This is a genomic window from Parviterribacter kavangonensis (genome assembly GCF_056863335.1).
Genome location: NZ_JBXPJA010000001.1, coordinates 2,136,058 through 2,153,719, shown reverse-complemented (window position 1 = coordinate 2,153,719; position 17,662 = coordinate 2,136,058). Strand labels below are relative to the sequence as shown.

The following is a 17,662-nucleotide window of genomic DNA, read 5'->3' as shown; positions in this document are numbered from 1 at the left end:
CGCGTCGCCATGACCACCTTCGAGATCATCCTCATCATCGTCGTCGCGATCGTCGCGCTGCTGGCCGTCGCGGGCTACGCCGTGAACCGCCGCCGCAGCGAGCGCGATCGTGCCGCCCTCCTCGAGCGCGCGCTCAAGGCCGACCACCACCTCGCGCTTGCCGTCGCCGAGGACAAGGGCTGGGAGCGCGCCGGCCTCGAGGCCGCCGCCCGCGACGCATACGCCGCCCGCCACGGCGCGACGCCCACGCGGCTCACCCTCGTGAAGGTCATCGACCGCCCCGGCGTCGACGAGGACGAAGCGGTCTTCGACGCCGACGGCAGCGAGATCGTCCTCGCGCGCCGCGGCGGCGCCTGGGCCGCCGTCTAGACGGCCCCGCGCGTATCCGACGCGCGTCTTCGCGCCCGCCGTCCAGCGCCGCCGCGCGACCCGACGCACGCTTTCGCGCCCGCCGCCGTGACCGAAGCCGGTCTCCCGGGAAGGCCCTCCCCATGGTTCGTCCCTTCACGCGCGCCGGCCAAGCGGCGGCAGGCCTCGTCTTCGGCACGCTCGCGCACGCGTTCGGCACGCGGCCGCTGCACCCGGCGGGCGTCGCGTTCGAGGCGGAGCTCGTGGTCGAGCAGCCGCGGCTGCGCGGCGCGCGGCTCTTCTCGCGGCCGGGCCGGCGGCCCGCGACCGTCCGGTTCTCCCGCGGTTTCGGCGTGCCGCGCCCCGCTCCCGATCTCGTCGCGATGGCGATCAAGGTGCCCGACGCCTACGGGCCCGGCCGCGACCAGGACCTGCTGCTTGCCGCGGCGGGGGAGCGGCCGGTGCTGCGCCACGTCTTCGCCTTCGGCGGCACGCACGGCGAGCGCTCGTACTCGACCGTCCTGCCCTTCGGCGTCGGCGGCCGGACGATGCTGATCGGCGCCGTCCCCGCGCCGGGCGTGCGCGGGCGGCACGTCGACCTCGACGAGCTGCCGGATCTCGCCGCCGCCGGCGAGCTGACGTTCTTCCTGCGCGTCGCCACGCCGCTCGGCCGCTGGCACGACGTCGCGCGGCTCGAGATCGGCGCACGCCTCGCCCCCGAGCGCGCCGAGCAGCTCGACTTCAACTCGAGCCGGACCGGCGGCGGCATCGAGGCGATCGGCCTGATCAACCGGATCCGGGACGCCGCCTACGAGGCGGCGGCCACCGGCCGGGACGCCCGACAGGACGCCGTCGCGCCGCAGCGCCGCGTCGCCTGAACCGGTCCCGGCCCGCCCAGCGTCGTCGCGCCGCGCACGACCGTCTCCGCGGGCCGCCCCGCCGGGCGCCGTCTCGCCGCGCACTACCGTCTCCGCGCGTGGAGTGGCAGGAGGCCATCGGGGTGCTCATCGACTGGGAAGGACGCGAGGTCGTCGTCGTGCCGTTCCTCGGCCCGGGCATCTCGCTCGAGCCGCAGCGCGGCCCGTTGACGCTCGAGCACCCGCGACGCGGCGTCGTCCGGCTCGTCTTCCCCGACATGGCGATCGCGCTGCCGAAGGCGACGTTCATCGAGGCTGACTGGGTCACCGGCCGCACCGAGCGCGGGCTCTCGATCGTCCAGGGCGGCGCGCGGATCGACGTCTTCGTCGATGGTGACCACCCATGATCCTCGTCATCGGCGCGGGCGGCCTGACCGGCGGGTTCGTGCTGCGCGAACTGCTTGAGCGGGGGACGCAGGTGCGGGCGCTCGCGCACACGGAGGAGTCGGCCGAGGCCCTTCGAGCGCTGGGAGCGGACGTCGCGGTCGGCGATCTCGGCGATCCGGCTTCGATGATCCGGGCGATGCGCGGCGTCATGCGCGTCTACCTCGCGCAGCCTCCATCGGACCACCAGCTGCAGGACGAGCTCAACGCGATCGCTCTCGCCGAGCAGTCGGGCGCCTACCACGTGGTCAAGCTCGGCGTGGCCGGCCAGTCGGAGCTCGCGCCCGACCGCCACGCGCGCGTCCACGCGGAGATCACGACCGCGCTGCAGGCCAGCTCCCTGCGCTGGACGATCCTCAAGGCGGCGGGCTTCATGCAGGACCTCCTCGGCCCGCTGGCCACCACGCGCGCCGACGTCCCCGTCGCCCGCGTCGACGCCCGCGACGTCGCCGCCGTCGCGGTGCGCGCGCTGACCGAAGAGGGCCACGAGGGAGCCAGCTACACGCTCACCGGCCCCGAGGCCCTCACGGACCGAGAGGCGCTCGCGATGCTCGCCGAGGTGACAGGCACCCCGGTGCCTGGTACCGAGGGGGGAGACGACCGCGTCGAGGGGTCAGGCACCCCGGTGCCTGGTACCGAGGGGGGAGACGACCGCACAAGGGGGTCAGGCACCCCGGTGCCTGGTACCGAGGGGGAGGCGACCGCGTCGACGACGATCTCGATGCGCTGTGGCACGCGGGGCCGGAGGTCACGCAGGACGTCGAGGCGCTGCTCGGGCGGCCCGCGACGTCGTTGCGGGCGTTCGCGGAGTCGCTGCGCTAGCGCGCCGCGAAGCGGCGGTGGCGCAGGCCGGCCCGCAGGGCGCGGGACGCGGCGGGGTAGTGGCGCAGGCGGAACGGGCCGTCGGTGCGCTTGCCCTGGTTGTAGATGAGCATCCGCGTGCGCGGGTGCGCCGCCGTCCACGACAGGAGCGACCGGACGAAGCCGGGGTCGCCGTTCACCCACATGCCCCATTCGGCGAACATGAAGGGAAGCCGCGTCCGCGCCGAGAAGCGCTGGTAGAACGGCGTCAGGAACCGGAAGTTCGGGAACTTCGAGTAGAAGCTCGTCGCGACCCAGTCCGTCCACGAGCGGCCCGGCCAGAAACGGCCCGGGTCCAACGCGCTGACCATCGGCGAGCCGCCGGTCATCGGCGACCACACCATCGCGATCGGCGCACGCGGGAGCGACTCGTCGCGGACCCCGCGCAGCACCGGCAGGTGCAGCGCGCGCAGGCGGCGGTCGATCGCCGCGACCGACCCGCCGCGCATGATCAGCGTGGTCCGGCGGAACGCGGCGACGAACGCGGCCGCGCTGTACGCCGAGCCGCGCGAGGCGCCCGAGCACGACAGCGGCGCGTACGCGTTGTGGCAGTTGTTCATCTCGCCGAGGAAGCGCACGTACGACGCCCGCCCGAAGCCGGCGAGCGACGAGCGCAGCGACAGCAGCCACCGGTCCGCCCGGCCTGAGGCGATCGCGCGCGGCGTGATCGACCCCGCGCGGTCCTGGCCCGGCGCCGTCGAGACGTGCAGCACGAGCCGCGTCCCCGCGCCGCGAGCCAGCCGGATCGCCCACTCGTACGACCCGTTCACCGCGACGAAGTGCTCCCACACCGCCGGCTTGCGGCCGACCCGGCGCGTGAAGTCGCCGAGCTCGTAGCCCATGGCGACGCCCGTCAGCACCTGGCCGCGCGCGGGCAGCAGCGGCTTGGCCGACGCGGCGGTGGGCGCGGCGCAGCAGGCGACGAGCAGGAGAAGGACGAGGCGGCGGAGCACTGCGCCTCATGCATCGGCTCTTCGGCGCCGATGTTGAACGGGTCCGCATCGGCCGTTCGACCCTTTCCCGGTCACATGTACGGTTCTCCGCGCGACTGTCCCCGCACGTTCAGAACGGAAGCCCCTGCCCGCATGAAGCTCCGCCTCACCGCATCCCTCGTCGCTGCCGCCGCGCTGCTCGCGCTGCCGGCCGCGTCGAGCGCCGCGATCCCCAACGCGATCCCGCACGTCGAGTACGCGGGGATGCAGAAGCTCCACTACTCGATGGGGCCGTTCAAGATCGAGCCGGGGCAGAACAAGATCGCGTTCCGGGGGATGCCGGACCGGTTCAAGCCGGGCGTGCCGGGCTACATCACCCGCTTCGAGCCGAACATCGAGCGCCCCGACGGCACCGTCCCCGGCGTCGACGTCATCCATCTGCACCACGCGGTGTGGCTCATGCGCGGGCTGCCGAACTTCGCCGCCGGCGAGGAGAAGACGATCTTCCAGGCGCCGCAGGGCTACGGGTACAAGTACGACCCGTCGGACAACTGGGGCATGACGGACATGATCCACAACCTCATGCCCAACGAAGACGCGATCTCGATCACGTGGGACATCGACTTCGTGCCGCTCGACGCGCCCGGCGCGCAGGGCATGGTCCCGATCGAGCAGCAGTGGATGGACGTCGCGGGCATGAAGGCGTACCCCGTGTTCGACGTCAAGCGCGGCCGCGGGACCAACGGCGAGTACACGTTCCCCGACGACGCGAAGGGCAAGGAGCGCACGAAGATCGGCCCGGCGCAGTCGTGGACGGTGCCGGAGGACATGACGCTCGTCGGCACCGCCGGCCACCTGCATCCGGGCGGCCTGTGGACCGACCTGAAGGTGACGCGCAACGGGCAGACGCGCGACCTCTTCCGATCCGAGGCGAAGTACTGGGAGCCGGCCGGCGCCGTCTCCTGGGACGTCGCGATGACGGTGACCAAGCCGGAGTGGCGCGTGCTGCTGCGCAAGGGCGACGTCGTCACGGTCCACGCCACCTACGACGCCAAGCGCGCCTCCTGGTACGAGTCGATGGGGATCATGAACGTGTGGTGGGCGGCGGGCGAGCGGCCCGGCGCGGTCGACCCGTTCGCCGGCACCGTCGACGCGCGCGGGATCATCTCCCACGGCCACCTGGCCGAGAACGACAACCACGGCGGCAAGCGCGCGATCCTGCCGAACCCGGTGAAGCTCCTCTCGGGCCGCACCGCGACGAACGTCGCGATCAAGGACTTCATCTACGCGCGCGGCGACCTCAGCGGCGCCGGCGCCGCGGGCCGCCCGCCGGTGGTCCGGCCCGGCCAGGCGCTGAAGTTCAAGAACGTCGACGCGAGCGCGGACATCTACCACACGATCACCGCGTGCCGGGCGCCCTGCAACCGCGAGACGGGCATCGCGTACCCGCTCGCCGACGGGCCGGTGGACTTCGACTCGGGGGAGCTCGGCTACGGCCCGTCGTTCGCGACGCCGACCGAGAACACCGACACGTGGCAGACGCCGAAGACGCTGAAGGCGGGCACGTACACGTACTTCTGCCGCGTCCACCCGTTCATGCGCGGCGCGTTCCGCGTCGCGGGGGCGAAGGACGCGAAGAAGCGGGCCAAGCGGCGCGCCTGAGGCGCGCCGCCGGGCGGCCGGGTTCAGCAGCCGAAGCGCGGGTTGTACTGCGCGAAGACCCCGCGCGGGTTCGTCTTGAAGACCCACACGTGGAGGTCGAAGTGCGACGGCGCCGTGCCCTCGTGCGTCATCGGGCCGTCGAAGCGCTCGCCGAAGAGCCTCGGCGCCCGCTGGCCGTTCTCGAGCTGGAACCACTCGATGCCGGCGAGCTCGACCCCGCCGCTCTTCTTCGGGGCGTAGAGCAGGATCTCCGGCTTGGCCGGATCGAGCTTCGGGTCGACGATGAGGTCGAGGTTGATCCAGTGCTGGCCCATCGCGCCGTCCTTCGTCTCGACGCACTCGTCGGTCGGCTTGTAGCCGGCGGCCTCGGCGGCCTTCGGGTCCTTGAACTTCACCGCTGCGAGCTTCGCCTGCTTCAGCTGCTTGGCGACCTTCTTGGAGACCGGCTTCGGGTGGGCCGAGCCGGTGTGGTGGACCTGGTCCTTCATCAGCGCCGCCGCGGCGCCGGTGAACGCGAGGATCAGCAGGAGGGGGAGGAGGCTCATGATCCGCTTCATGGCCGGGACCCTCGCCGACGGCGCTTGCCGCGGCCACGGGGGAACCCCTCGCGGATCCCCCGATCCTGTCGGCCGGCGCCGCTAGGGTCGCTGCGCGATGACCGACGTCGAGCTGTGGACCGACGGCGCCTGCTCCGGCAACCCCGGGCCGGGCGGCTGGGCGTGCCTCTTGCTGAGCGGGTCGCATGAGCGCGAGCTCTCCGGCCACGACCCCGCCACCACGAACAACCGGATGGAGCTGATGGCGGTCATCGAGGGCCTTGCCGCGCTGAACCGCCCGTGCCGCGTGACCGTGAACATCGACTCGACCTACGTCATGCACGCCGTGACGAAGGGATGGATCCCGGCGTGGGAGAAGCGCGGCTGGAAGACGGCCGCGAAGACGCCAGTGGCGAATCGCGACCTGTGGGAGCGGCTCGTCGCCGAGCTCGCCCGCCACGAGGTCGCGTGGAAGAAAGTCCGCGGGCACGCCGGCGTCGAGCTCAACGAGCGCGTCGACCGGCTCGCCGTCGCCGCGTGCCGCGGAGGGATGGCGGCCTAGAGACCGCCGCGGAGGCCCTCCCGGCCGCTGCGCTCAGCAGGCCTTGAAGCGGCGGGTGACGGAGACGGTGCGGGCCGGCTTGCCGCTCGTCTTCATCACGAGCCGGATCCGCTTCGCGCGGGTGGTCTTGACCGACTTGAGGTCGCGGCCGCGGACGCGCTTGACGACCTTTCCGCCGCGCACGACGCGCACCTCGACGATCCTTCGGCCGCGGACGCGCGGCAGCTTCACGCCGACGGTCCGCGCGCATGCCTTCTTCGGCTGCGAGCACGCGATGCGCAGGTCGAGCGGACCGTCGCTCTGCAGGTCGACCACCGGTGCGCAGCTGAGGCCGGCGCGCGCGGCGTCGACGGTCGCGCTCGCGACGTTCGTCGCCTTGACGACGAGCGCGTCGCGCTTCGCGGTCGCCGGCTCCTTGCCCCACGCCTGCTCGCGGCGGTGGTAGGGCAGCGGCCCGCGCACGCCGCCATCGACCGTCCCGTCCGACGACGCAACCGGCTGCACGTCGGCGTCGCCAGTCCCGAACGCCTCGGACCGCGCGTCGATCGTCCCGGTTCCCTTCGCGCCGTCGCGCACGCGCAGGCCCGAGACCCAGTACGCGTGGTCGCCGATCGCCTGCGCCGCCGCGTTGTCCTCGGTCGGGTCGACGACGTACGTGACGTGCGGCGGGTTGCGGTCGGCGCGCGCGTCGCCGAGGAACTCCGCGCCGGGGCCGTACTCGTCGTTCGTCGCGATCGTCAGGTGGTCGGCCGCCGGGAAGAGGTCCTCGATGAAGCGCACGCCGGCCTTCGTCAGGTCGGCGACGGCCTGCTCGCTCTCGTCGATGCGGACGAGCTCGTCCGCCGCCGCGTTCCACGCGAGGATCGGCGTGTTGCGCAGCGACGCGAGCTGGTCGTCGACGCTGCCCGGGATGCCGACGACGGAGAAGCCGCGGCCGAAGAGGTCCGGCCAGCGGGCGAGCAGCCGGTACGTGCCGAAGCCGCCCATCGAGTAGCCGGAGACCGCGGCCCACGACGGGTCCAGGTCGTAGTGGCGCGCGACGTCGGCCCACACCTCGAACGTGTCGGCCTCGGCGATGCCCTTGTAGAAGCCGTCGGGTCCGCGGCCGGCGGGCGTGGCGACGAGCGAGCCGCTCGCCCGCTCGCCCAGCTGCGACTGGTTCTTGCTGGCCGCGTACTGGTTGTAGTTGGCGCTCAGCGAGTGGAGCAGGAGCGTCATGCCCCAGCCGGCGGCCGGCTTCGGCTTGTCGGGGAGGTACAGCGCGTACGGCTGCAGCTGGCCGACGAAGCGGCCCTCGCACTTCGCGCCGAGGTCGAGGCTCGAGGCGATGTCGAAGCAGACCTTCGACGGGTCGATGCCCTGGCCGAGCACGTGGCGGCTGGCGAGGATCCGGTCGATCGGGCCCTTGCTCGGCACGCCGGACTCGTCGCCGGTCCCGCGCGCGAGCTTGCCGAAGTCGACCTCCGCCGCGAACGGCGTCACGTCGCCGAGGCGCAGCTGGTCGGCCTGCTTGCGCTCGCGCCACCACGCGCCGTCGACGGCCGCGCCGGCCGCCGCGTCGCCGATCGTCACGCCGCCGCCGAACTGGGTGACGTCCGGGTTCGGCTCGTCGAAGCGCGGGCCGACGTTGAAGAGCGCCGCGCGCGACGGCGCGGCGCCACCGGGCTGCGTCTCGCTCGCCTGCGCGCCGGGCACGAGGTACGAGCCGGCCTCCTTGTCCCACAGCCCGACGCCGATGCTGACGCGGACCTTGCGCTCGCCCGGGTCGAACGCCGCGTGCGGGACGCGGACGTCGACCTGCCGGCGCTCGAGGTCGACGGTCGCCGTCGCGCCGCCCGGCTGCGGGGCACCGGTCGCGGCGTCAGTCAGCTCCGCCGTGGTCCCGTGGACGGTCACGAACTTCTGCGCGGGCGAGGACACGCCGGCGCCGTGCGGCCACGCCTGCGCCGCGTCGCTCGCGCCGAGCGCGATCGTGAACGCCGTCCGCTCCGGGTCCTTCAGCGTGTTGAGCGTCACCCGGAACGCCGTCGCGTCCGCGAGCGGCTTGATCCGCAGCTCGACGAGGTCGGCGGCGTTGTACGCGAAGACCGGATCGGTCGGGTACGTCAGCGTGCCGGTCGTCGGGGAGAAGAGGTACGAGCCGACGTCATGCGGATCGCCCGGGTCCTTGACCCCGCCGGCGCCGTGGTCGTCGTAGAGGAAGTCCTGGTACAGCCACTCGCCGCCGCGGTACGCCTGCGCGCCGGAGACGAGGATCGGCTCGGCCTTCCACGGGGCGCGGTTCTCCAGCTGCGGAGCCCGGGGCGCATCGCCGTACAACGCGTCGGGCCCGGGGAGGGCGCCGGACGAGACGGTCGGAAGGCCGGGCGCCGGAGCGGCGGGCGCGAGCGAAGGAAGCAGCAGCGCGGCCAGGGTGGCCGCGGGCAGCACGAAGCGACGGGACACGAACATCCCAACGCACCGGGAGCCGGAGACTTGCGCGCGGTCCTACAAGTTCAGGCTGCAGAAGAGCGCGAGCTTCGCGTCAACGTCGCGGTTGCCGGTCGCCGCGAGCGATCGCCCGAGCATCGCCGGCTTCGCCGTCGCCTCGGACGGAACGAACGTGCGCGCCGCGCTGCTCGCCTTCGCCGCGATCACGCGCCGCATCGCAGCGCGGACGGCCTTGCGGCTGGACGCGAGCTTCGCGGTCGTCACGCCGAGCGCGCGGACCCGCCCGGCGCGCGTGGCGAACACGAACGCGCGCGTCCCGACGCGCCGCACGACGAGGCCGCCGCCGATCCGGCGTCCGGCGCCGATCAGGCGAGCGCTGTCGCCGATCGTCGCGCCGTGGTCGCCGAGCGTCCGGCCGGGGACCCACCGGCCTTCCGCCGACGAACCCACGAAGGTGACCTTCCCGGCTCGGCTCAGCAGCGCGACGTCGGCCTTCGTGCCGTTGCGCTTGCCCTTCACGCACCAGGTCCACGTCGTGTCGCGGCGCTGCGGCTGGCCGGCGCGCCGGAGCACCGCCGTCCAGTCGTCGCCGAGGCGGATGGGACCGCGGCCATTGCGGGAGAAGCCCTGCTCGCGCGCGAAGCAGCGCTTGTTCGGCACCCCGCTCGCGCGCTCCCACATCTCGAGGTACGCCTCGGCGCCGTGCCACATGTCGTCGGCGAGCTGCCGGCCGCCGACGCGCCGCAGGTCGGCGAGCCAGTCGGCGTACAGCCCGTAGTGCGACACGCCCTCCTTCGTGAAGTCGAACGTCCGGGTGCCGGTCTTCTGCTTGCCGAACGTGACCCTGCCGTCGTAGCTCTCGAACGGGTAGCTGATCGACCCCTTCGCCGACTTGTCCGGCTGGTGCGAGAGGCCGCCGAGGTCGGCGCCATAGCCCCACCCGAAGGCGTACGGCGTCTTGCGCGGGCGGTACTCCTGCCAGTCCTTCACGTACTCGTCGGTGGCCGAGTGGCCGGGGAACGCGAGGCCGCCGAGCTTCCAGATGCGCGGCCAGTTGCCGGGGTCCATCCAGCCATGCGGCGAGATCACGCCCGAGTAGCGCGCCGACTCGAGCAGCGTGAGGGTGTCGTCGACCGCGGCCTGGCTCATGTGGTCGGGGTTGACGATCCAGCCGAGCTGCATCATCCGGCGGATCGCGTGGCGGCCGAGCTCGGTCAGCCCGCGCGTGTTGCAGTGCGGCTTGGGGGGATACGTGGGGAACGTCCCGGCGGTGAACCCGACCGTCGTCAGCAGGCTGTTGGCGAAGGCCTGCGACTGCGGCTCGCCGATGTCGATGTTGTTGTCCTTGAGCTCGCCGGGCTTGCAGGTCCGCGCGCTCCAGAACGAGCCCGCGCTCTGCTTGTTGCCGGCGTTGATGAGGTAGCTCGCGGCGCCCGAGTCGAACCGCACGCCCGTGAGCGGGTTGTCGAACTTGTTGAGCAGCAGCGACGAGCGCACACCGATCTTGTGCATCTCGTCGATCTGGCGGTCGATCTGCGCCTCGTCGCAGGAGACCTGCTCCCACCCGCGGCAGTCGAACGGCTCGGACGTCTCGATCTCGAGCATGACCGCCAACCGCCCCTGGTTGATGACGCGGCGCGCCTCGAACGGATCGGTGACGACCTGGAAGAAGCCCTTGCCGGGGCCGCCCGCCTGGGCGTCGACGTAGTCCTCGAGGTCCTTGATCGCCTGGAACCCGCGCCGCATCGTGTCCATCTCGTTGCAGCTCTCGGTGCGGTTGGCCTGCAGCTCGCACAGGACGCGGTTCTCGTTGACGCCCATCACCATCAGGCGCAGGCCCATCTTCCAGACGCGCTCGACCCAGCGGTAGTACATCCCCTCGTAGTTGAGGTTGTCCTTGGACTGGTTCGGGAACCCGGGCCAGTTCTCCGTGCTGTGCGCCTGCGCCGGGTTGCCGTAGTTCAACGTGTTCTGCAGCGGCGCCGCCGTGCCCTGCGGACCCTCGTTGTCCGCGCAGTCCGGCAGCGCGTAGGTGATGCCGTACGGGTGCCACGGCGCGCCGCAGCGGAAGTGCCCGCCGAAGTACTGGTACGCCATCCAGTGCATGTGGCCCTCGAGGATCCCGCCGACCCGCCCGAACGGGATCGCGCCGCCGGAGGGCGTGCCGTCCGCGTCCAGGCTCGCCTCGGGGAACTCGGCACAGCCCTGCGCGGGGGTGAACCGCACGGTCGCGACCGGCGCCTTCGTCGACTGCGGCACGAGGCGGAACGTGTCGCCGCCCGCGTCCTCGACCGCGAAGTCGGCGGCGGGGCTCGGCGCGTCAGCCGGGGCGAGCTTCCCGTCGGCGCCGGCGGCGAGGAACTTCGCGTCCTTCGTGTAGAGCAGGTACCGCCCGAGCGCCGACGCCTTCAACCGCAGCTGCTCGCCGACGGTCGCGCCGGACGCATCGGTGGCGGAGTAGCACCCGTTCGCCAGCGCGTACCGATCCGCACCCTGCGCAGCGGCGGGCGCCGCGATCACGATGGCGCTGACGCACAGCGCGAGAAGTCCCCGGGACCACATGGCGCGCGAAAGTACACGCGCGCGGCGGCGCCCGCGCCGGCAGGCGAGTCCGGCGCGAAGCCGGCGAGGGGACTCGAACCCCTGACCTACGCTTTACAAGAGCGTTGCTCTACCAGCTGAGCTACACCGGCACCGGTGGCCGGAGTCTAGGCCGGTGACTAGTTGGAGGTGCCCTGCAGCGCCTTCTCGAGGTCGCCGTGGCCGTTGGTGGACACGACGTGCTCGTAGGCGGGGAGGTCGGTGTCGTCGGGAGCGTTGAGGCGGCGCTCGAGCTCGCCGAGGACGACTCCGAAGAGGAGGTGGCGCCACGTCGCCTGCGCGATCGCGCGGGGGTTGGCGAAGAGCGGCGGGAAGTCCTTGCCGGCCGGGTGGGCCGTGCCGATCGCGACGGTGAGCGGCCAGGTGGAGGCGTGCTCGGCGAGCGCGGCGGCCGGGCCCTTGGCCCACGAGGGGAGCGGGAGGCGCGGGGCGATCTGGCTGTAGAGGGCGCCGAAGAGCGCGCCGTTGGCGAGGTGCATCGCGATCCCGACGGGGCGCCAGGCGGGCCCGCGGGTCACGGACTTGCCGAGCAGCTCGGTGTCGTCGTACGCGACGCCGAAGACCCGGATGTCGAGTGGCTGCTGGGCGGCCCAGACGCCTGCCGCGACGGCGCCGGCGAGGGCGCCCCGTGTGGTCTTCGCTCGGTCGATCGCCATCAGGAGGCGCACTGTAACGCCGCGCACAGCGCGGAGTACCCGAAGGTGACCCATGGACGCCCACGCTCTCCATCACCGCGCCCGCACGAGCGGCGTCAACCCGTTCGTGTACTGGCCGGTCAGGTTCGCCCTGATCCCGTTCTTCCTCGTCTACTTCCGCATGAACCGGATCGGGCGTGAGCACATCCCCGCGAAGGGGCCGCTGCTGCTGGCGTCGAACCACCGCTCGTTCCTCGACCCGTTCGTGCTCGGGACGATGCTCGGCCGCCCCGTGTACTACGTCGCCAAGCGCGAGCTGTTCAAGAACCCGGTCTGCGCCTGGTTCCTCAACGCGCTCGGCGCCTTCCCCGTCGACCGCGGCGCCGGCGACCAGGAGATGCTCATCACCGCCAAGGCGATCATCGAGCGCGGCGACTGCGTCCTCATCTTCCCCGAGGGCACGCGCGTGCGCCCGGGCGGGCTGGGCAGCGCCAAGCGCGGCGTCGGCCGGCTCGCGCTCGAGACCGGCGCGCCGGTCGTGCCGCTCGCCATCATCGGGACCGAGCGCGTCCGGCGCGGCTGGCGCATCCGCCCGCACAAGGTGACGATCCGCGCCGGCCGCCCGCTCACGTTCCCGCGGGCCGAGCAGCCGACCAAGCAGCTCGCCCAGGCCGTCACCGACCGCATCTGGCCGTGCGTGCAGCTGCAGTGGGAGTGGCTCGGCGGCCTGCCTCCGCTGCGCCGCGCGACGATCATCGGCGCGGGTGCCCACGGGACGCGCATGGCCACCGCGCTGCGCGACGCGGGACTCGAGGTGCAGCTCGGCACGCGCACCGCCGAGCAGGCCGACCGCCTGCGCGCGCTGAACGAGAGCCCCCACCTGCCCGGCGCCTCGCTCGAGGGCCTGACGATCGCTCGCAGCGCCGACCTCGACTTCACGCGCACCGACGTCGTCCTGCTCGCCGTCCCGAGCCGCGCGCTGCCGCACGTCCTCGCCGCCCACGGGGAGCGGATCCCCGCGTCGGCCGGCCTCGTCGTGACGGGCAAGGGGCTCGTGGCGCCGCTCGGCGCGCTGCCCACCGCGTTCGCGGCCGAGCGCGTGCCCTGCCGCGCGATCGCGCACCTCGGCGGCCCCGACGAGGCGATGGTGGTCGCCAGCACCGACCGCGCGTTCGCCGCCCAGCTCGTCCAGACGCTGGCCGCGGCGGGCATCGACGCCCGCCGCACCGACGACCTCACCGGCGCGGAGCTCGCGGGGCTCGCGACGACCGCCGCGTCGCTGGCCGCCCGCGCCGCCCGCCGGGCCGGCCCGCAGGCCGCCGGCGCCGCCGCCGGGAAGGTCTTCGCCGAGGTCGGCGCCTACGCGCTGACCGCCGGCGCGCGCCCCACGACGCTCGACGGGCTCGCCGGTGTCGGCGACCTCGTGGCGAGCGTGCTGCGCGAGGGCGACGAGACGCTCGGCCGGCACGTCGAGGCGCTCGACACCCTGCCGCTGCTCGCCGAGCGATTGCGCGCCGAGCGCGCCGAGCGCCGCGCCGTCGAGGGCCTCGCCGCGCTCGTCAGCGGCGACAAGACGGAGGACGAGTGGCTCGCCGACATCACGACCCCGGCCGGGAGGCCTCACGCGGCGGCGGCGTAGCGCCTACGCTGCGGAACGTGGCCGCGACGAAGCCGAAGGAGCAGCTCGACCGTGACTTCGAGGAGCTCTACCAGGCGCATCTGCGCGACGTGTACTCGTACGCGTACTACCGCGTCGGCAACCACCACGACGCCGAGGACCTCACGACGCAGACGTTCCTGCAGGCCTACCGGCACTTCGAGCGCGCGCAGCGGGAGAGCAAGGGCCGCCCGCTGCGCCCGTGGCTGATCCGCATCGCCCACAACCTCGCCGCGAACCTCTACCGAGACCGCTCCCGCAAGCCGCAGACGAACCTCGACCTCCACACGCCAGTGCTGAGCGCCACCCACACCACCGAGGACCTCGTCGAGGGACGCGACGAGCTCGCGCGCATCCTCGCCGGCGTGCAGGAGCTGCCCGGCGACCGCCGCGAGGCGCTGATCATGCGGTTCGCGCTCGGCATGGACAACCGCGAGATCGCCCGCGCGCTCGGCCGCACCGACGGCGCGACGAAGGTGCTGCTGCACCGCGCGGTCAAGCAGCTGGAGGAGATCGTGCGCCCGGAGGGGAAGGAGGGGGACGGATGAGCGAAGCCGCGGACTTCGAGACCCTGCTGAAGGAGGCGTTCGCCCCGATCGAGCCGCCGGCCGACCTGGCCGTCGAGCTCGAGACCCGGCTGCAGCGCCTCAGCGACCTGGCGCGCGACGAGCTCGAGTCGTGGGAGCTCGAGGCGCTGCGCGACCCGCGCAACTGGACCCGCATCGCGCGGCCGGTCGTCGCGGGCGTCGTCGCCGGTGGCGCGGGCGCCGCGCTCGTCGTGCTGCGCATGCGCCGCGACGCGAAGCGCAGCGGCCTGAGGAAGCTGCTGCCGAAGCGCTGATCCGATCGCCGCGGCACGGCGTAAGCAGGTGCGATGGCCCCCTTCCGCCGCTCCCACAAGGATCGCAGCGTCGCCGTGCGCGACCTCGCCGACGAGGAGCTCATGGACCTCGCGGGCCGCGGCGACAGCAACGCGTTCGACGTGATCTACGACCGCCACGGCACGGTCGCGTACTCGCTCGCGTACCGCATGTGCGGCAAGCGCGGCGTCGCCGAGGACGTCGTGCAGGAGGCGTTCCTCTCGCTGTGGCGCGCGGGCACGCGCTACGACGCGCGGCGCGGCAGCGTCCGCACCTGGCTCCTCGGCATCGTGCACAACCGGGCGATCGACGCGCTGCGCCGGTCGACGGTCCATGACTCGCGCCGCGCCAGCGACGAGGGGATCGAGGAGCGCTTCGAGGCGCGCGAGCGCACCGACGTCGAGGCGGTCCGCCGCAGCGACGCCGAGCTCGTGCGCAGCGCGATGGGAACCCTGCCGCCCGACCAGCTCCAGGTCATCGAGCTCGCGTACTTCGGCGGGTTCACCCACAGCGAGATCGCTGCCATGCTCGACATCCCGCTGGGGACGATCAAGGGCCGCATGCGGCTTGGGCTGGAGAAGATGCGAGCGGTGCTCGGAGATGGCGCGGCGGAGGCGTGGACGTGAGCCGGCCGAAGGGCTGCGGCGAGGACGTCGCCGCCTACGCGCTCGGCGCGCTTCCCGAGGAGGACGCGCGCGCGTTCCGCGCGCACCTCGAGGAGTGCGAGCTGTGCCGTGCCGACCTCGCCGCGCTGCAGCCCGTCGTCGACCGGCTGCCGGGGACGGTGGAGACGGTCCCGCCGCCGCCCGAGCTGAAGAAGCGGATCATGGCCGTCGTCGAGGCCGAGGCACGCGAGCGCCGCCGGGCCGAGGAGCCGCCGCGCGAGCGCTGGTTCGACCGCGTCTTCCTCCGCCATCCCGTGCCGGCGTTCGCCGCCGCCGCGGTCCTCCTGCTCGCCGGCATCGGCGTGGGCATCGTCGCCACCCGCGATCAGACCGAGACGTTCACCGCCTCAGTCGCCGGCGCGCCGGGCGCGCTCGCCAAGCTCGAGCTGAAGGGCGACCATGGGACGCTCGTTGTCACCGGCATGCCACGGCCGCCCGCGGGGCGGGTCTGGCAGGTGTGGACGAAGCACGACGGCGAGGCTCCGAAGCCGACCGACGCGCTCTTCCGCCCGTCAAGCGACGGCCACGCGTCGGTGGTCGTCCCCGGCGACCTGGAGGGGGTCGACGAGGTGCTCGTCACCCACGAGCCCGACGGCGGGAGCAAGGCGCCGACGGTGGCGCCGAGCATCGACATCCCGACTTGATCTGCGGCTGAGAACCCCCTGCTAGCTTGGCCCGCCGTGGCCACCTGCTACCGCCATCCCGACCGCGAGACGGGCGTCTCGTGCTCGCGGTGCGGCAACCCGATCTGCCCAGACTGCATGCGGCCCTCACCGGTCGGGATGCACTGCCCGGACTGCTCGCGCCAGCCGTCCGGCATCCGCCGCCCGCGGGCGGTCGCGATCGGGACGCCGGTCGTCACCTACGCGCTGATCGCCATCAACGTCGCGTTCTTCCTCCTCCAGGTCATGACCGGCGAGGGCGGCGGCGCCCGCGCGCGATCGGGATCGTTCTACGAGAACCTCGTCCTCTTCGGCCCGTTCGTCGACCAGGGCGACTGGTGGCGGCTGCTGACGGCGGGATTTCTGCACGCCGACCCGATCCACCTGATCCTCAACATGGTCGTCCTGTACTTCCTCGGCCAGCTCGTCGAGCCGGCCGTCGGCCACGTCCGCTTCGCGGCGATCTACCTGACGTCGCTCTTCGCCGGGTCGTTCGGCGCGCTGCTCATCTCACCGGAGGCGGCGACCGTCGGCGCCTCGGGCGCGGTGTACGGGCTGATGGGTGCGGCGTTCATGATCATGCGCCAGCGCGGGATCAACCCGATGGAGACGTTCGTCGGCCCGCTCATCCTCATCAACCTGCTGTTCACGTTCGCGTTCGCGAGCGCCGGCATCAGCATCGGCGGCCACCTCGGCGGCCTCGCGGGCGGCTTCCTCGCCGCGTTCGCGATCGGGCTGGGGGAGCGGCACCGCTCGCGCCTCCTCGCGATCGCGGGCTGCCTGCTCGTCGCCGCGATCGCGGTCGCCGGCGGCATCGCCGCGGCCGGCACGCCGAGCCTGTATCCGTAGCGCTAGGCGAGCAGCCGGTCGTAGAGGTCCTGGACGCCCGCGAGCAGCCGCGCGTCGTCGAACCGCTCCGTCACGTCCGCCCGCGCGGCGGCGCCGAGCCGCGCCGCCCGGTCGCCGTCGGACGCCAGCTCGCGCAGCGCGGACGCGAGCGCGCTCGGGTCGCCGGGCGTCACGAGCAGGCCGGTCTCGCCGTCGCGGACGATCTCCGGCAGCCCGCCGTGGTCGCACGCGACGAGGCAGCAGCCCGCGGCGGCGGCCTCGAGCGCCGCGTTCGGCAGCGGGTCGGGCTGCGACGACGCGACGCACACGGCGTCGGCGGCGCCGAGCACGGTGCCGACGTCGTCGCGGAAGCCGAGGAACCGGACGCGGTCGGCGACGCCGAGCCGCGACGCCAGCTCGTGCAGCTCGCGCTCGACGCGCTCCTCGCCGCGCCACGGCGCGCCGGCCAGCAGCGCGACGGCATCGGGCAGCTCGGCGAGCGCGCGGATGAGCACGTCCTGGCCCTTCCACGGCGAGATCCGCCCGAGCAGCGCCACGCAGAACGCGCCGCCGGGGACGCGCAGCTCGGCCCGCGCGGCGGCGCGGTCGGCGAGCACCGGCACCTGCGCGAGCCCGTCGGGCAGCACGTGCACCGGTCCGCCGTCGAACTGCTGCGCGGTCGCCGCCGAGACGCACGGCAGCGCGTCGGCGGTGACGAGCAGCCGCCGGTAGGCCGGCCACCAGCGCTCGAAGCCGGCGTAGATCTCGCGCACGTGCCAGACGTGGGGGACGCGCGCGATGCGCGCCGCGGCCGCGCCGCCGAGCGTCACGGACGTGTTCGTGTGGACGAGCCCGACGCCGCGCGTGCGCGCGAGGCGGCCGAGCCCGCCCGCGTCCGCCGCCCACGCCGCCGCCACGCGCCCCATCCCCGACGGCGACATGAGCGACCGGCGCATCACGGCGAGCGGCCGCACGTGCACCTCGACGCCCGCGCGCGCGAGGTCGCCGGCCAGCGGTCCGTCCTGCGCGAGCACGACGATCGCCTCGTAGCGGTCCGCGTCGAGCCCGGTCGCGAGCAGGAGCAGCTGGCGGTCGGCGCCGTAGCGGCCCGCGGAGGAGTGG

Annotated in this window: 18 protein-coding genes and 1 tRNA gene; 12 read left to right on the top strand and 7 right to left on the bottom strand. The window is 73.5% G+C overall.

All coding sequences use genetic code 11. From position 1 onward, the window contains the following. Positions 1-9 precede the first annotated feature (9 nt). The 4 genes from AC1UE4_RS11060 (at position 10) to AC1UE4_RS11045 (ending at position 2,580) form a co-directional block, all read left to right on the top strand. Complete coding sequence (locus tag AC1UE4_RS11060; protein ID WP_482917282.1) at positions 10-369, top strand: hypothetical protein; 360 nt, start codon at positions 10-12, stop codon at positions 367-369. A gap of 122 nt (positions 370-491) precedes the next feature. Then, complete coding sequence (locus AC1UE4_RS11055; RefSeq protein WP_482917281.1) at positions 492-1,226, top strand: catalase family protein; 735 nt, start codon at positions 492-494, stop codon at positions 1,224-1,226. Between the two features lie 98 nt (positions 1,227-1,324). Beyond that, entirely contained in the window at positions 1,325-1,612 is a 288-nt protein-coding gene (locus AC1UE4_RS11050) for a hypothetical protein (protein ID WP_482917280.1), read from the top strand. Beyond that, a complete protein-coding gene (locus AC1UE4_RS11045; RefSeq protein ID WP_482917279.1) occupies positions 1,609-2,580 on the top strand; it encodes an SDR family oxidoreductase in 972 nt (323 codons plus the stop codon). The genes AC1UE4_RS11050 and AC1UE4_RS11045 overlap by 4 nt, the downstream gene beginning before the upstream one ends. On the opposite strand, the gene AC1UE4_RS11040 is transcribed toward AC1UE4_RS11045, so the two are convergent. Next, on the bottom strand, positions 2,468-3,463 hold the full coding sequence (locus AC1UE4_RS11040; RefSeq protein WP_482917278.1) for a glycoside hydrolase family 26 protein: 996 nt from the start codon (positions 3,461-3,463) through the stop codon (positions 2,468-2,470). The genes AC1UE4_RS11045 and AC1UE4_RS11040 overlap by 113 nt on opposite strands. A 132-nt stretch (positions 3,464-3,595) precedes the next feature. On the opposite strand from AC1UE4_RS11040, the gene AC1UE4_RS11035 reads away from it, so the two are divergent. Continuing rightward, positions 3,596-5,104, top strand: a complete 1,509-nt coding sequence (locus AC1UE4_RS11035) for a cupredoxin domain-containing protein (protein WP_482917277.1) — start codon at positions 3,596-3,598, stop codon at positions 5,102-5,104. Positions 5,105-5,127: 23 nt separating this feature from the next. Here AC1UE4_RS11035 and AC1UE4_RS11030 read toward each other — a convergent pair whose 3' ends face one another. Then, positions 5,128-5,661, bottom strand: coding sequence for a hypothetical protein (locus tag AC1UE4_RS11030; RefSeq protein WP_482917276.1), 534 nt, complete (start codon positions 5,659-5,661; stop codon positions 5,128-5,130). Positions 5,662-5,758: 97 nt separating this feature from the next. On the opposite strand from AC1UE4_RS11030, the gene rnhA reads away from it, so the two are divergent. Beyond that, positions 5,759-6,202: a ribonuclease HI gene (gene rnhA / locus AC1UE4_RS11025; RefSeq protein WP_482917275.1), complete on the top strand. Its 444-nt coding sequence runs from the start codon at positions 5,759-5,761 to the stop codon at positions 6,200-6,202. A gap of 33 nt (positions 6,203-6,235) precedes the next feature. Here rnhA and AC1UE4_RS11020 read toward each other — a convergent pair whose 3' ends face one another. The 4 genes from AC1UE4_RS11020 to AC1UE4_RS11005 all read right to left on the bottom strand — a co-directional run bounded on the left by AC1UE4_RS11020 (position 6,236) and on the right by AC1UE4_RS11005 (position 11,889). After that, positions 6,236-8,647, bottom strand: a complete 2,412-nt coding sequence (locus tag AC1UE4_RS11020) for a hypothetical protein (RefSeq protein ID WP_482917274.1) — start codon at positions 8,645-8,647, stop codon at positions 6,236-6,238. Positions 8,648-8,689: 42 nt separating this feature from the next. Beyond that, positions 8,690-11,194 carry a Coagulation factor 5/8 type domain-containing protein gene (locus tag AC1UE4_RS11015; protein ID WP_482917273.1) on the bottom strand — a complete coding sequence of 835 codons (2,505 nt, stop codon included), beginning with the start codon at positions 11,192-11,194 and terminating at the stop codon, positions 8,690-8,692. A gap of 58 nt (positions 11,195-11,252) precedes the next feature. After that, positions 11,253-11,325: transfer RNA gene (locus tag AC1UE4_RS11010), tRNA-Thr, on the bottom strand. A 27-nt stretch (positions 11,326-11,352) separates the two neighbouring features. Continuing rightward, positions 11,353-11,889 (bottom strand): hypothetical protein, encoded by a 537-nt coding sequence (locus AC1UE4_RS11005; RefSeq protein ID WP_482917272.1) that lies wholly within the window; start codon positions 11,887-11,889, stop codon positions 11,353-11,355. A 52-nt stretch (positions 11,890-11,941) separates the two neighbouring features. On the opposite strand from AC1UE4_RS11005, the gene AC1UE4_RS11000 reads away from it, so the two are divergent. From AC1UE4_RS11000 to AC1UE4_RS10975, 6 genes are read left to right on the top strand one after another with little or no spacing between them, the layout of a single operon-like run. After that, on the top strand, positions 11,942-13,507 hold the full coding sequence (locus AC1UE4_RS11000) for a 1-acyl-sn-glycerol-3-phosphate acyltransferase (protein WP_482917271.1): 1,566 nt from the start codon (positions 11,942-11,944) through the stop codon (positions 13,505-13,507). 17 nt (positions 13,508-13,524) lie between these two features. Further along, entirely contained in the window at positions 13,525-14,073 is a 549-nt protein-coding gene (locus AC1UE4_RS10995) for an RNA polymerase sigma factor (protein WP_482917270.1), read from the top strand. After that, positions 14,070-14,366, top strand: a complete 297-nt coding sequence (locus AC1UE4_RS10990) for a hypothetical protein (protein ID WP_482917269.1) — start codon at positions 14,070-14,072, stop codon at positions 14,364-14,366. The genes AC1UE4_RS10995 and AC1UE4_RS10990 overlap by 4 nt, the downstream gene beginning before the upstream one ends. Before the next feature lie 33 nt (positions 14,367-14,399). Then, positions 14,400-15,011, top strand: a complete 612-nt coding sequence (locus tag AC1UE4_RS10985) for a sigma-70 family RNA polymerase sigma factor (protein ID WP_482917268.1) — start codon at positions 14,400-14,402, stop codon at positions 15,009-15,011. Then, positions 15,008-15,694 carry an anti-sigma factor gene (locus AC1UE4_RS10980; protein ID WP_482917267.1) on the top strand — a complete coding sequence of 229 codons (687 nt, stop codon included), beginning with the start codon at positions 15,008-15,010 and terminating at the stop codon, positions 15,692-15,694. The genes AC1UE4_RS10985 and AC1UE4_RS10980 overlap by 4 nt, the downstream gene beginning before the upstream one ends. Before the next feature lie 36 nt (positions 15,695-15,730). Continuing rightward, complete coding sequence (locus tag AC1UE4_RS10975; RefSeq protein ID WP_482917266.1) at positions 15,731-16,561, top strand: rhomboid family intramembrane serine protease; 831 nt, start codon at positions 15,731-15,733, stop codon at positions 16,559-16,561. A 2-nt stretch (positions 16,562-16,563) separates the two neighbouring features. On the opposite strand, the gene AC1UE4_RS10970 is transcribed toward AC1UE4_RS10975, so the two are convergent. Beyond that, positions 16,564-17,574, bottom strand: a complete 1,011-nt coding sequence (locus AC1UE4_RS10970; RefSeq protein WP_482917265.1) for a glycosyltransferase family 4 protein — start codon at positions 17,572-17,574, stop codon at positions 16,564-16,566. Positions 17,575-17,662: the final 88 nt, after the last annotated feature.

Bases quoted from the DNA above. Each gene is read 5' to 3' on its own strand.
- AC1UE4_RS11015 (WP_482917273.1), bottom strand. From the start codon at position 11,194: ATGTGGTCCCGGGGACTTCTCGCGCTGTGCGTCAGCGCCATCGTGATC.
- AC1UE4_RS10990 (WP_482917269.1), top strand. From the start codon at position 14,070: ATGAGCGAAGCCGCGGACTTCGAGACCCTGCTGAAGGAGGCGTTCGCC.
- AC1UE4_RS11045 (WP_482917279.1), top strand. From the start codon at position 1,609: ATGATCCTCGTCATCGGCGCGGGCGGCCTGACCGGCGGGTTCGTGCTG.
- AC1UE4_RS11060 (WP_482917282.1), top strand. From the start codon at position 10: ATGACCACCTTCGAGATCATCCTCATCATCGTCGTCGCGATCGTCGCG.
- AC1UE4_RS11035 (WP_482917277.1), top strand. From the start codon at position 3,596: ATGAAGCTCCGCCTCACCGCATCCCTCGTCGCTGCCGCCGCGCTGCTC.
- AC1UE4_RS11055 (WP_482917281.1), top strand. From the start codon at position 492: ATGGTTCGTCCCTTCACGCGCGCCGGCCAAGCGGCGGCAGGCCTCGTC.
- AC1UE4_RS11000 (WP_482917271.1), top strand. From the start codon at position 11,942: ATGGACGCCCACGCTCTCCATCACCGCGCCCGCACGAGCGGCGTCAAC.
- AC1UE4_RS11030 (WP_482917276.1), bottom strand. From the start codon at position 5,661: ATGAAGCGGATCATGAGCCTCCTCCCCCTCCTGCTGATCCTCGCGTTC.
- AC1UE4_RS10985 (WP_482917268.1), top strand. From the start codon at position 14,400: ATGGCCCCCTTCCGCCGCTCCCACAAGGATCGCAGCGTCGCCGTGCGC.
- rnhA (WP_482917275.1), top strand. From the start codon at position 5,759: ATGACCGACGTCGAGCTGTGGACCGACGGCGCCTGCTCCGGCAACCCC.
- AC1UE4_RS11005 (WP_482917272.1), bottom strand. From the start codon at position 11,889: ATGGCGATCGACCGAGCGAAGACCACACGGGGCGCCCTCGCCGGCGCC.